13 protein-coding genes are annotated in these 12,246 nt (G+C 36.1%); 8 read left to right on the top strand and 5 right to left on the bottom strand.

Annotated elements, in window-relative coordinates; genetic code table 11:
• From AC22ZQ_RS07375 to AC22ZQ_RS07365, 3 genes are all read left to right on the top strand, one after another.
• Positions 1–331 (top strand): hypothetical protein (locus tag AC22ZQ_RS07375; RefSeq protein ID WP_318958139.1); only part of this gene is annotated, 331 nt, incomplete at its 5' end.
• Positions 332–341: 10 nt separating this feature from the next.
• A complete protein-coding gene (locus AC22ZQ_RS07370; protein WP_318958138.1) occupies positions 342–782 on the top strand; it encodes a hypothetical protein in 441 nt (146 codons plus the stop codon).
• 8 nt (positions 783–790) lie between these two features.
• Positions 791–1,981: a hypothetical protein gene (locus tag AC22ZQ_RS07365; RefSeq protein WP_318958137.1), complete on the top strand. Its 1,191-nt coding sequence runs from the start codon at positions 791–793 to the stop codon at positions 1,979–1,981.
• 50 nt (positions 1,982–2,031) lie between these two features.
• Here the strand turns inward: AC22ZQ_RS07365 and AC22ZQ_RS07360 are convergent, their stop codons facing one another.
• Positions 2,032–4,110, bottom strand: coding sequence for an OmpA family protein (locus AC22ZQ_RS07360; protein WP_318958136.1), 2,079 nt, complete (start codon positions 4,108–4,110; stop codon positions 2,032–2,034).
• A 10-nt stretch (positions 4,111–4,120) separates the two neighbouring features.
• Positions 4,121–5,212 carry a tetratricopeptide repeat protein gene (locus AC22ZQ_RS07355; protein ID WP_318958135.1) on the bottom strand — a complete coding sequence of 364 codons (1,092 nt, stop codon included), beginning with the start codon at positions 5,210–5,212 and terminating at the stop codon, positions 4,121–4,123.
• 139 nt (positions 5,213–5,351) lie between these two features.
• Here AC22ZQ_RS07355 and AC22ZQ_RS07350 point away from each other — a divergent pair, with 139 nt between their 5' ends.
• The 5 genes from AC22ZQ_RS07350 to AC22ZQ_RS07330 all read left to right on the top strand — a co-directional run bounded on the left by AC22ZQ_RS07350 (position 5,352) and on the right by AC22ZQ_RS07330 (position 8,462).
• Positions 5,352–6,563, top strand: coding sequence for an acetyl-CoA C-acyltransferase (locus AC22ZQ_RS07350; protein ID WP_318958134.1), 1,212 nt, complete (start codon positions 5,352–5,354; stop codon positions 6,561–6,563).
• Positions 6,563–7,126: a rhomboid family intramembrane serine protease gene (locus tag AC22ZQ_RS07345; protein ID WP_318958133.1), complete on the top strand. Its 564-nt coding sequence runs from the start codon at positions 6,563–6,565 to the stop codon at positions 7,124–7,126. Before AC22ZQ_RS07350 ends, AC22ZQ_RS07345 begins: the two co-directional genes overlap by 1 nt.
• 126 nt (positions 7,127–7,252) lie before the next feature.
• Entirely contained in the window at positions 7,253–7,474 is a 222-nt protein-coding gene (locus AC22ZQ_RS07340; protein ID WP_318958132.1) for a hypothetical protein, read from the top strand.
• Between the two features lie 65 nt (positions 7,475–7,539).
• The gene (locus tag AC22ZQ_RS07335; RefSeq protein WP_318958131.1) at positions 7,540–8,082 is read left to right on the top strand and encodes a hypothetical protein; all 543 of its coding nucleotides are present in this window, start codon (positions 7,540–7,542) and stop codon (positions 8,080–8,082) included.
• Complete coding sequence (locus AC22ZQ_RS07330) at positions 8,082–8,462, top strand: hypothetical protein (protein WP_318958130.1); 381 nt, start codon at positions 8,082–8,084, stop codon at positions 8,460–8,462. The genes AC22ZQ_RS07335 and AC22ZQ_RS07330 overlap by 1 nt, the downstream gene beginning before the upstream one ends.
• Positions 8,463–8,494: 32 nt before the next feature.
• Here AC22ZQ_RS07330 and AC22ZQ_RS07325 read toward each other — a convergent pair whose 3' ends face one another.
• The 3 genes from AC22ZQ_RS07325 to AC22ZQ_RS07315 all read right to left on the bottom strand — a co-directional run bounded on the left by AC22ZQ_RS07325 (position 8,495) and on the right by AC22ZQ_RS07315 (position 12,114).
• Positions 8,495–10,900: a TonB-dependent receptor plug domain-containing protein gene (locus tag AC22ZQ_RS07325; RefSeq protein WP_318958129.1), complete on the bottom strand. Its 2,406-nt coding sequence runs from the start codon at positions 10,898–10,900 to the stop codon at positions 8,495–8,497.
• A 58-nt stretch (positions 10,901–10,958) separates the two neighbouring features.
• On the bottom strand, positions 10,959–11,492 hold the full coding sequence (locus AC22ZQ_RS07320) for a hypothetical protein (RefSeq protein ID WP_318958128.1): 534 nt from the start codon (positions 11,490–11,492) through the stop codon (positions 10,959–10,961).
• Between the two features lie 205 nt (positions 11,493–11,697).
• Entirely contained in the window at positions 11,698–12,114 is a 417-nt protein-coding gene (locus AC22ZQ_RS07315; RefSeq protein ID WP_318958127.1) for a hypothetical protein, read from the bottom strand.
• Positions 12,115–12,246 lie beyond the last annotated feature (132 nt).

Below are 12,246 nucleotides of genomic sequence, written 5' to 3'. Positions count from 1 at the left end.
TGTAGAAATAGGCTACAGGTTGCCTAAGGTTAAAGACCTCGAGAATTACGGAGAGATAATTCAGGCTAGTGTGGAAGGAAAGAGTGTGATCCACTACGTTTGGATAGATGAGAGTACAGGTGATTATATCGTTTATTTAAATAATCGATACTCAAATGAAGAGAGTGCCATGGAAGTCCCAGATATGATAATTTATTCAAAGGATTGGCAGAAATTAGGAGAATACAAAAAAGATAATTACTCCTTTGGAGGTGGTATTTATTATTCAAAGGGTAAATATTACATAAAACGATTGCATTCAAATTGTTATGACGTTTTTGAATATAACTAGAATTAGTTTGATGTTGTTACTTATTACAAGTTGTGGAGGTAATAACAATAATGAATCAGAAGTTCTAACTGATAAAATTGAACACTTTTTTAACGATAAAGGAATAGAGAATGTTTTTGAGAATAAGCGAGCATTTGTTTTCTTTTCAGGAGAAAAAAGCTGTGTAAAATGCACCGAATCACTAATAGCTGAAATGAATCCTTACTTAGATTCAACAGATGTTCTTTTTATGGTTTCGGGAAGAGGAGCTGTAATAGATATATCAAGTTTCTTGGAGAAAGAAAGGGAAAATGTATTTTTGGACCCTTATTACAAGTTTAGTAAAACTGTAGGGGAGAATAATTCTGGATATATTTTATTTAATAATGGTCAATTAGATACCGTTGTTCATGTAAATGTCAAAGATTTAGTAACTCAAATACAGTTACTGAAACGACATATACAGAACTGAGAGAAGCGATGAATATAACGAGTAAACCTTATACCGTAAAACTATCTAAAAAATCATATTTATTATTACCACTAATTATTTTTTCACTATCATTCTTTAGTTGTGAAAGAGAAACAATTGCTGTAAAGACCATAGATGAAAGTGAACATCTAATACTTATAGATTCTATTGATCTGGATGAAAAGTGGAAGTACACAAAGTTTTTAAATGTCTCGGCGTTTGAATTAGATTCGTTGAAGTATATAGCCTTATTTAAAGGGTATATGGAAAAGGATACAACTTGTACGATATCTATATTTTCCGATGACGGTGTTTTCAAGAAGCATATTTACATAGATACTCTAGCTGATATTTTGGATGAAAGATATTTGAAGGGGTTTCAAGCCGTAAATTTGAATAAATTCTTTTTCTATATCGATTCTCAGCTCTATTGTTTAGATAGTGATGGAAATTTACTTTTAAATCAGGAAGTTTCCACAATCGTAAAAGAGTGTGCAAGATATGGAGGTTTTGTACAAGCTAAAAGTGATTTTATTTTAGAAAATGGGAAATCTCTACTGGTGAGTCTAGTAGATTACCCTCTTTTTAATAGGAATGATAGTTTGTCAGAAAGAATAAAGACAAATAAAGAATTTTTGAAGAAGCCAAAAATGTTATTTGTGAAGAATGTTTTTGCTGATTCTTTAGAGTATAAGTTTGTGTTGCAAGACGCATTTGAGAATATGTTAGATTCTGCAGATTGTGAAAGAATTCCACGTTGGATCAATGTTCATGGAAATAATGTTTTGAGTATTCATGAATATTCTGATAAAATTAAGAGGTACAATGATGAATTTGAGTTACAGCAAACCTATACCCTTCAATTAGACTCTTTCAAGGTAGGGGTGAAGCCTTACACACTTTTCGATAAAGGAAGAATTCATGATACCATCCTTAAGAGATATAAAGAAAGTATTGTAATCTATAATGCTCATTATGATGATTTATCGAAAAAACTGATTGCATTTACGATAACCAAAAAAGATAAATCTAAACAGGATATACCCGAGATATTTATTTTTAATGAGGAAGGAGAATTAATAGAAATGCTCAATAGTTTCAACAATTATAGAGGACGAGCGTTTTTACATCAATTAAAGAATCGCTTTTATCAAGTAAATAAAGAAAACCTCAAAATATACATCTACGAATTACGATAATAAAAAAGCCCCGAATAATTTCGGGGCTTTTTCTTTTTCAAATTGAGAGATTAATTCTCGATAATTTCAAATTCAGTTCTTCTGTTTTCTTGCCTACCCGCTGCCGTATTATTAGTAGCAATAGGTTGGGATGAACCATATCCTTTGGCTGTAATTCTATCCTTAGCAATACCGTTATTGATTAAATAATTAACTACGGCTTGGGCCCTGTCTTGAGAAAGTTTGTCGTTGATAGATGAGGATCCCGTATTGTCGGTATGTCCAGAGATTTCTATCTTCAAGCTGGGTACGTCTTTCAGTAATTTTACGAGACGGTCTAACTCAGCATTAGAAGTTGCCCTTAAATTGGCTTTACCCACATCAAAAAAGATATTTCTAAGCGCTATTTTACTACCTACGGCTATGTTTTTCAATTCAATGATTTTATTTACCAATTGGTAAGCACTTCCGTTGGGTATATCAAAGTTTTCTGAATGGAATAAATATCCGTCAGCTTTTACACTTATTCCGTAATTCTTACCGGCTTGTAGGGTAAGTAGAAATTTTCCTGTAGCACTGTTAGTGGTAAACTGTTCAATTACTTTTCCGGTTTCGTTATCAATTATGTCTATTTCAGCTTCAACCGCTTTTCCTGTTAAAGCATCTAATGTTTTCCCTTTGAATACCGTTAAAGAAGTTTTGTTGACTTCAACAGTTGTGGCAATTTGTGGGTCTTTTATAGGTGAAGCAACACTCGCCAATAAATAGTCTTCCATATCTAAGGCTGGTTCTTTCGGAGCTCCCCAGAAAGTAACCTTGTAGAGATCAAACCCTCCTTTTCCACCAGCTCTATTTGAAGCTATATAAGCATATTTCCCATTAGCGGTGTTAGCAAAGAAGAAGTCATCATAAGGTGTGTTGATAGGGTAGCCCATGTTTTCAGGCTTTGTCCAGGTTCCTTGTTTTTTATAAGAAACGAAAATATCATATCCCCCGATAGAACCATGTCCTTGTGATGCTATATACATAGTTTCTCCGTCTATGGCTAAATATATAGGACCATCGTTGAATTTAGAGTTTACTTGACTAACATTAGAGGCTGCACCATAATCTCCATTAATTCTACTGCGCAATCCTGAAAACATAATGTCGTAACCATTAGAACGCGAGGCAACTTCTCTACCAAAATAAATTTTGTATCCATCGAAATTATAAGAAGCGTATTTCTCATTGTTCCTATCTGAACTAATTTGAACGGGAAGCTGATTAGCATTCATCCAATTGGCACCATTTAAATAAGATTCAAAAATGTCTGTTTGCCCATCTAATTCTCTGTGAAGTAATAGTTTTGTTCCATCGTAGTACAAGTTGTTTACAACTTCATCATTGGGTGTATTTACACTTCCAGGGAGTGGGGTAGGTGAATTCCAAGCTCCATTTTCAAACTCTGTATAATAAATATCCATGTCGTATTCACCTACTTCGTCTTGGTCGTGTCCATTAGGTTTGTTCGAACTATAGATGATTTGAGATCCATCTGTGGTAATAGAGGGTGCTATCTCATCATAGGCTGTATTGATACTGCTCATGTTGTCTACCCAAGCACGTTCTGGATTGGCTTTTCGTTCTTTTGCATAGGCACACTCTCTTTTGCGTTGCGTTACGAATTTTGAAAAGTCATCTGCTTTTTTGTATTCTGCTTCAAAGTACTTGTATGCCTGAATGGCGTCATTGAATTTTTCTTCTAACTGATATACAGCTCCAACGTAATAGTACAAGAAAGGGTCGCATTCATCATTAAGTTCCTTGGCCCTTAAGATGTAATCAATCGCTTTATAAGGCTCCGAAGAATAGTAATAACAAATACCGATGTGGAAATTGTTTAAAGCACTGTTCGGGTTGAATTCTTGAGCCTTTAAGTAATAATTTAGGGCTTTTTTGAAATTCATTTCAGGGTCCTTAACGTTGAAAACCAGTTCAAATCCAGCTTCGTATAAGGGCTCAGCGTTTTCAAGTCCTTCCTCGATTAATTTAAATTCGTCTTTTTGATCTTTAAAGTTGGAAGATTTAAATTCTACTTCTTGTGCTGCTACATTTTGCATAAATAAAGCAGCCAAAAAGATTCCTCCTGTTAGTATTTTTTTCTTCATCTCTAATTTTCTAATATCCACAATTTCCAGAATAATATCTTTCACCCATTTCTGCACCTAGCTCTTTGGCTTTAAGCCAATCGGCACATGCTTTGTCTTGATTTCTTAACATCTCGTTAATCATTCCTCTATTCACGTATGCCGATGCATTTTGAGGGTCCAATTCTATGGCTTTGTTGGCCATTTTTAAAGCTTCTTGGTATTCTTCTTTTTTAAAGAGAGCACCTGCTAGATTAGCATAAGCAGCAGAATAATCTGGAGCTACTTCTATACATTTTTTAAAGTCGTTAATAGCATCATCTATTCTGTTTTTTGCCATTAACGTAACTCCTCTATTCAAATAGGCTAAATGAAATGATTTATCAATAGAGATTGCTCGGTTGAAATCTCCAATAGCACCCTCATAATTTTTCATTTTCTTTTTGGTTGTACCCAAGTTGTTCAGTACAAAAGGAAGGTTTGGGTTTTTCTTCAAAGCCTCATCGTATTGTTTGATGGCCATAGGATAGTTCTCCATCATACGGTAACAACTTCCTTTATCATTGTATGCGTAAACCATACTCGGTTCAATAGAAATAGCAGCATCAAAACTTTCAATGGCACTCTCGTAATTTTGTTGTAAAAATTTAAGTGTCCCATAATTGTAATGATACTCTGCATTTTTGTTGTCAAGGCGAATTGCTTTTTCATAATCTTTTTCAGCTTCACCATATTTACTAGAACTTTGGTAGGCGTAGGCCCTTTTAGCATAAGCTTTAGCTGCCGACGGATTTAAAGCAATCTGTTTTGTAAAACTCTGAATAGCAGGTTCGAATTTTTTCAATTCAATTTCCGTGATTCCTTTGTTGTAGTGTGCATCTTCAAAATTTGGATCAACCTCTACAGATTGAGTAAAACTCATCAAGGCTGCGGCAAATTCCTTTTTCTCAAATTGAGAAATTCCTAAGTTATAAGCTTCCTTACTTTTTGCAGAAGTGGCGTTATTTGCATTGATTTGTGCAATGGAATCTTGGTAGCGTTGATCTTCTGAAGAGGTTTCTTCTTGGGCTTGTGTAAATTGCACGGCTAGTAATAATGCTAGCATAGAAATTACATGTTTCATTTTGTTTGTTTTTAGTTTCGACATTTTGCTGTCGTCCATAAAAATAAAGGAATATTCTGTCCTTTGGTCATATACTTTTCAACATCTATTCACAATGGTTTTGATCACTATTGTTATCTTCGCCCTACAAAATTTGATTATGAGTAAAGAAGTATATATAGTAGACGGTATTAGAACTGCCATAGGTAATTTTGGTGGAACCTTAAGTGCTGTGCGCCCTGATGATATGGCTGCACATGTAATCAAAACCTTGGTTGAACGTAACCCTTCTTTGAATGTTGATGAAGTAGAAGATGTTATTTTCGGTTGTGCAAATCAAGCGGGAGAAGATAATAGAAACGTGGCACGTATGTCTGGCTTATTGGCCGGTTTACCCCATACTTCTGGAGGTGAAACTGTAAACAGATTGTGTGCCTCAGGTATGGCTGCCACAGTGAATGCTGCAAGAGCGATTAAAGATGGAGCAGGTGATGTGTATATTACAGGAGGTGTAGAAAATATGACAAGAGGACCTTGGGTTATCTCTAAAGTTTCTAAACCTTATGGTAGAGATGCTCAAATGCACGACTCGTCTTTTGGATGGAGATTTATCAATCCAAAAATGGAAGAACTTTACGGTACAGATGGAATGGGACAGACTGCTGAAAACTTGGTAGACATGTACAACATTTCTCGTGAAGATCAAGATAAATTCTCAGCATGGTCACAAGAAAAAGCGGCGGCTGCATGGGAGAATGGACGTTTGGCTGAAGAGGTTGTAAATGTAGAAATTCCTCAGCGTAAAAAAGATCCTATCGTTTTTGCTCAAGATGAGTTTATGCGTCCGGGTACTACCGTTGAAACTTTAGCAAAGTTAAGACCAGCTTTCAGAAGAGAGAATGGATCTGTTACTGCTGGTAATGCTTCTGGATTAAACGATGGTGCAGCTGCATTATTAGTGATGAGCGGTGAGGCATGTGAGCGTAATAACTTAAAGCCTTTGGCTAAAATTGTAAGTTCTGCGGTTGCAGGAGTTGAGCCGAGAATCATGGGGATAGGTCCTGTGTTTGCATCTCAAAAAGCATTGGATAGAGCTGGTTTAACCATGGATGATATGGATGTAATTGAAATCAACGAAGCATTCGCTGCACAAGCTTTGGCGTGTACAAGAGAATTAGGGTTGGCGGATAATGATCCAAGAATTAACCCTAACGGTGGAGCTATTGCTTTAGGTCACCCTCTTGGAATGACTGGAGCGAGAATTTTGCACACGGCAGCTTTAGAATTACAAAAAACAAACAAGCGTTACGCCTTGGTTACTATGTGTATTGGAGTAGGGCAAGGGTACGCAACTATCATTGAAAGAGCGTAATGAAAATTACATTTAATGCACCCGTTACGTTAGCGTTCTCGCTCATCTGTGCGGTGGTGTATTTTATATTTACTACAAATACTCCTCCTAGAATCTGTATTCTGGGAGGGTATTTTGATTGGACCAACTGGCAATGGTATGTTTCTTTGGTGGGATATACAGTTGGACATGCTTCCATTTCGCACCTGATTGGGAACTTAAGTTTAATACTGTTGTTAGGTCCGATATTGGAAGAAAAATATGGATCCAAAAAGTTGTTACTGATGATTGTTTTATCGGCAGTGATTACAGCTTTAGTCCACATCATTTTCTTCTCCCATAATTTAATAGGAGCAAGTGGAATCGCTTTTATGATGATTACACTTGTGTCTTTAACCAATGTAAAAGGAAAAGAAATTCCGATCACTTTTATCTTGATTTTTGCCCTTTATGTAGGAGGAGAGATATTGAGATCTTTCGAGAATGATAATGTATCTCAATTTGCCCATATTGCAGGGGGGATTATTGGAGCAATCTTTGGTTTTAAAGTAAAACCTAATAATAATTCAGCATTGATTCTTTAATGGACTGAGAAATTTATCATTTACTTTACTTTTTCGTGAAATTATTTTAAAAAACTTATTATTTTTCATATCTTTCGGCGGATGCGGTTTGAAACTGCTATTTTGAATTAAAAAGTAATTTTAGATATGGGTAGACCTCCTACAAGACCAGCGCGGTTAAAAGATGGATTTTACATTGAAGTAAGAAACGAAGGCTCAAAAGCCAACGGTATAAAAATTCGAAGAGATACCAAAGAAGAAATGCTAATGGCTATCGAAGATTATAGCCGTATTAAAGATGTTGTCGTACTTGGAGAGTTGAAAAACGACAAGTGGGTTGACGACAAAAAGAAAAAGAAGTCAAAATAATTCCGACTGATAATATTTCTATCCTCTAGCTTATGCTGGAGGATTTTTTTATGCCGTAATTCAAGATGCTGAAAGGAAAGAAATTTAATATTTGGGTAAAACTTCTCTTTATCATAGTACAAGCCAGTTTTCTACTCGCTTATGCATGGAAGGGGCAATGGGAGTGGGGTGTTCTGTCTGTTATGGTAGCCACAACTTTGCTTTTAATTTGGGCTTATTTACATTATCATATTCACGATATAGGTCTCAAGTTAAAACCAACCCTTATAGCGGGCGTGTCTTTGATTGCGGGGAGTTTTATAACTTTTGCACTGCAGGTGGAGTTAGGTTTATCTGCCGTTTTAGCTTCAAGTGCTGTTGGTATACTCGCTTATCTTGTATATAAAATTTCCAAAGACACCAATAATATTCACATTGCGGCTTACTGTGGAAGTTTTATAGGTATGACGAGTATGATTCGAGCGACGGATTATTTTACACTTATTCTTGCAAGTGTTCTTGGTGCTTGTGTTTATATATTTGCCCGTAATGTATTTAACGGAGTTGGTGGTAAATTAGGGTCAATAGCCTTTATTTCAATTTGTTTAACCCTATATTTCTTATTGTGATGATGGTACTATTTTACTTCATAGGAATGTCAAGCGCAGCACTCACGTTTGTGTTGCAGCACAAGGTGAAAATGAATGTTGTGTTAGCATCAGCTTTACCCTCATTCTGCTTGGCTCTTCTTTTTTATTTCATGGAAGTAAAGGAAGAGAATTTATGGTTGGCCATAGTTTTTACTGCATCATTTGTTGGGATGAGTGCTACTAATTTTAAGCTACACGAAATTATCTTAGGAGGAGCGATTTCTACAGCTCTACTCCTCAACATGCCAGAGGTTAATCGAGGATTGGGGGGAGGTATGGGAACGTCAGCCTTTATTGCAGTTCTCCTCACCTTTGGATTGAGAACGCTTTACCAAAAGGTAGTAAAAAAGGCGAAGTAAAAACTCCGCCTTATTCTAATTATTAAGGAGTATTAAAACTTAATACGCAACGACATTACCATATTTCTTCCGGCTCCAGATAACCCAGAACTGTAAGATCTATATCTAATATCTGTTAGGTTTTCAACACCTGCAGAAATAGCAATGTTTTCATTCAAGGTATACATGGCCTTAAAGTTCAAGGTGTAGTAACTTGGTGAATATGGATTACCGTTGTCATCTGCCGCATAGATTTCTGTTTTGCCTTGTTCTGATACAGGCAAGTCTTCAAACTTACGTTCTGCTTGGTAGAATACGTTTAAGTTGAACATTAATTTTCCTTGCTTAAAGTTAAGCGCAGATCTACCAAAGAAAGGAGCTGCGTGACGTGCTCTACTTACATTTCCATTGTCTAACTCTTCTTCACCATATTGGTAGTTCACGTTGGTAGACCAATTAAAGTGTTTTAAAAACTTCACATCTAAACCTAACTGTAGTCCATAGACTTGTGCATTTGCAGCATTTTGAATGGCTTGGACTTTACTCAATTGTCCATCGTACATAATACTGTCTTGACCGTCCAGGATGAAGTCTCTGCGTACATGTGCATTGTTCAAATAGGTGTAGTAAGCGGCAACGTCCACCTTTACAGCATCGTTGAAAATTTTCGCATAGTCTAAATCTATGTTGTAAGCATACTCCGCTTCTAAATCTTTATTCGGAACAACTACTGCTCCTGGTTCAGAATCGAAGACCTTTCCGATGTCATCAATATTTGGAGATCTAAATCCTGTAGAAGCGTTAATGCTTAGCTTACTTGTGTTATTCGGAATATAAACCCATCCGAAACTTCCAGTGAGTGCACCGTTGCTTAAGCTTGCAAAAGTGTAAGGGATAGGGTAGTAGCTTGTGTCAAAGTTTGCGTTAATCATGTACTGATTATAGCGAGCTCCAGCGTGTATAGACATTTTTTTATTGATGCTGTACACATTTGACAAGTAAATTGCCGCAGATTGCCAATCAGATTGAGGGTAACGCGAAGCTCCTGCTTGTGAAAGTCCAGTAGCGATGTTTTCATTTATTCCAGTAGAAGTGATGTCGTTGTAAACATACTCCACACCATAATTGAATTTATTTTTCTTACCCAAACGTTTTGCAAAATCAAAGTTACCCGATAAGGCATCTACTTTTTCCGCACGAATTTCTCTGTCGTCCTTGTTAAAGTTTCTCGAAATTCTACTTTCCTCAAAACGTTGTTGGGCAATATTAATCGTGAACCTATCGTATACTTTAGTTGACTTTGTATTGGTCACTTTAATTTGGTTCATCATCCATTTTTGAGGACCATAGTTCCATTCAGCATATCTCGGCAGTCCGTTCTTCATTCGATTATGTCTGTCGTAACGACCGTAAGAAGATGTTTCCGAATAGTGAAATCCGTACTCCAACAAGATGTTTTTACTGGCTTGGTAACTCAGTTTTTGCATCAAGTTGATTTGTGAGTATGCAGAGGGGCGTTGCACCCTGGGATCTACGTTTTCTTGAACTACGTCCATGCTATCCTGACGAATAACAAAATAAGGCATTAGGTAATCGTCTGGACCATTACTTCCCATGCGTAAATCTTTGTAATCAGAAGTGGTGAAACTCGTGAGCAACGCAAATTTCTTCCATCCTACATTCGCGTCGAAATGAACCGTGTTTTCTTGATTGGCTGAAGAGTATCTTGTTACTGCCTTTCCTGTAACCAAGGGATCTTCTGTTAAAGAAAACTGGGGGGATAAGGTTTTAAAACTCATAACTCCACCTATGGCATCACTACCATATAAGACTGAACCTGGACCAAATAGGACCTCAGTGTTTTCTATTGCTAAAGGGTCTAAAGAAATAACATTTTGAATATTTCCACCCCTAAATATGGCAGAATTCATTCTCACACCATCTACTGAGTAGAGTAATCTATTTGTTGCAAAACCTCTTATCATTGGAGATCCTCCACCTTGTTGGCTCTTTTGAATATAAACCTTTCCGGAGCTACCTAAAAGGTCAGCTGCCGTTTGAGGATTTTCCAGCGCTACTTGTTCTTCAGAGATACTGGTTACGGCTTGCGCTATGCCTGTTTCTCCTTCCTCTGATTTTGTGGCAGAAATGATGATTTCATCATAAGTGAAAAAAGCATGTTCCATTGTCACCAAGTACTCCATTTCCTCCAATTGAGTGTTACTCAGTTTTAAGGGTTTGTAGTTTTTATTCCTAAAAATTATTTCAGAGAATTCTGCATCTTCAGGTAAAAGAACTTGACCTTCGTTATTGGATGTTAAAGTGTTTACTTGATCATCCAATGATATCACAACATTTGAAATAGGAAGTTGTGTATCCTTATCTTTAATTGTAATGGTTTGCGCGTACAAAGGCACAGCTACAATGCACATTACAAGAATGAATAATATATGTTTCATTGTTTTTATTTATTGTATTTATCCACACTTTAGGGTGGGTTTATCTTATGGCTGGAAGCTACAATAAATCGGGTGGAGGAGATTGAGGAGAATAACTAGGTTCTAAGTATCTAAATACCTTTTTGAAATTATCTTTTCTGTAGATTAACGCACAGTATAATTGAAAATTTTGGTTAGGAGGGAAGTGTTGATTCTTGATAAGGTAAACGAGAGATCCTTCGCAATTTTTCTTTTGTTCATCATCAAAGAAATTGAAATGTGTTAAACGGTGAAGTTTGTTATTTAGCGCTGTTTCTTCCTTGTCTAACCAACACCAATAGGCGGTAGAATCCTTTTCTGACTTTTGTTCAACGATATCATACATTTTACCTTTGTATTCAAATTCGTGAACTTTTTCCCAGCGAAGTTCTTCTTTGATTTCTTGTTGAGAAAATTTAAAGTAGAAGAGATCTTCTTTGTTTACTGTTTGCATTAAAAAGTGCTTGACTTCCTTTTTAATCTGCTTTTTACGTAAATGAAGGGTGATAAATGAAACCATGAAAGGTGCCAATAAAATCAAAAAGAATATGGTTTTAATGGTTTTTTGCTTCACTTTATCATTATTGTTTCACACAAATATATACAGAATATACTGTAATGTTATAAGCGTTGAATGCGGTGTTAACTACATTTTTGATAAATGTAACGCAGTGAGACTTTTGGAGCTATTGGAGACTAGAAACCCTTTGAGTAATTCGTTGTGCTTCCTCTTTTAACTCAACACGTTCTAAATTTTGATTTAAATAAATATCTAGGGTTTAAGTTTTGTTTTTAAACATAACCCAATAGTAAAAGTGTGTTGTATCCTGTATTAAATGACTTTGTCTATAGTAGTTTTCGGTGAGCTGGAATAAACTGTCTTCATACCATTTTAAAAGTTGCGTAGTCATAACAGGAGGGTTGGTTTCCGAGCGATTATTTAAAAAGTTATGAGTGGTGTAAGGTTCTATTTGAACACTTTCCAAACTTGTCAATAAATAATTGAGACTTATTTGGTATTGCCTGTGGAGCATTTCTTTAGCAGACAATTTCTGCACCGATTTTCGTTGAATGTCTTCTAGGTCTGTTTTTTCTTTTAAACTCAATTGAGATACAGAGGCCCGGAAAATAGTGTCATTACTGACTTTTTCTGAACAGCTCATTAGAAGAATGAGTAGCGGTAGAAAGTATTTCATTGAGACCACAGTAGTTTTTTTTCGCTACAATGTAACAAGGATGGTGGACCCGTTGAGAAGGCTTTGTTAAGTGTACCCCTTCATTTGATATTCGGTAGAAAGCATGGAAGTGGTACCCAAGAAGATTTATGA

The organism is Lishizhenia sp. (genome assembly GCF_057456495.1).
This window is presented reverse-complemented; position numbering and strand designations above follow the sequence as displayed.

Excerpts from the sequence above, each read along its gene's own strand:
- AC22ZQ_RS07370 (WP_318958138.1), top strand. The coding sequence starts at position 342 with ATGTTGTTACTTATTACAAGTTGTGGAGGTAATAACAATAATGAATCA.
- AC22ZQ_RS07365 (WP_318958137.1), top strand. The coding sequence starts at position 791 with ATGAATATAACGAGTAAACCTTATACCGTAAAACTATCTAAAAAATCA.
- AC22ZQ_RS07360 (WP_318958136.1), bottom strand. The coding sequence starts at position 4,110 with ATGAAGAAAAAAATACTAACAGGAGGAATCTTTTTGGCTGCTTTATTT.
- AC22ZQ_RS07355 (WP_318958135.1), bottom strand. The coding sequence starts at position 5,212 with ATGAAACATGTAATTTCTATGCTAGCATTATTACTAGCCGTGCAATTT.
- AC22ZQ_RS07350 (WP_318958134.1), top strand. The coding sequence starts at position 5,352 with ATGAGTAAAGAAGTATATATAGTAGACGGTATTAGAACTGCCATAGGT.
- AC22ZQ_RS07345 (WP_318958133.1), top strand. The coding sequence starts at position 6,563 with ATGAAAATTACATTTAATGCACCCGTTACGTTAGCGTTCTCGCTCATC.
- AC22ZQ_RS07340 (WP_318958132.1), top strand. The coding sequence starts at position 7,253 with ATGGGTAGACCTCCTACAAGACCAGCGCGGTTAAAAGATGGATTTTAC.
- AC22ZQ_RS07335 (WP_318958131.1), top strand. The coding sequence starts at position 7,540 with ATGCTGAAAGGAAAGAAATTTAATATTTGGGTAAAACTTCTCTTTATC.
- AC22ZQ_RS07330 (WP_318958130.1), top strand. The coding sequence starts at position 8,082 with ATGATGGTACTATTTTACTTCATAGGAATGTCAAGCGCAGCACTCACG.
- AC22ZQ_RS07325 (WP_318958129.1), bottom strand. The coding sequence starts at position 10,900 with ATGAAACATATATTATTCATTCTTGTAATGTGCATTGTAGCTGTGCCT.
- AC22ZQ_RS07315 (WP_318958127.1), bottom strand. The coding sequence starts at position 12,114 with ATGAAATACTTTCTACCGCTACTCATTCTTCTAATGAGCTGTTCAGAA.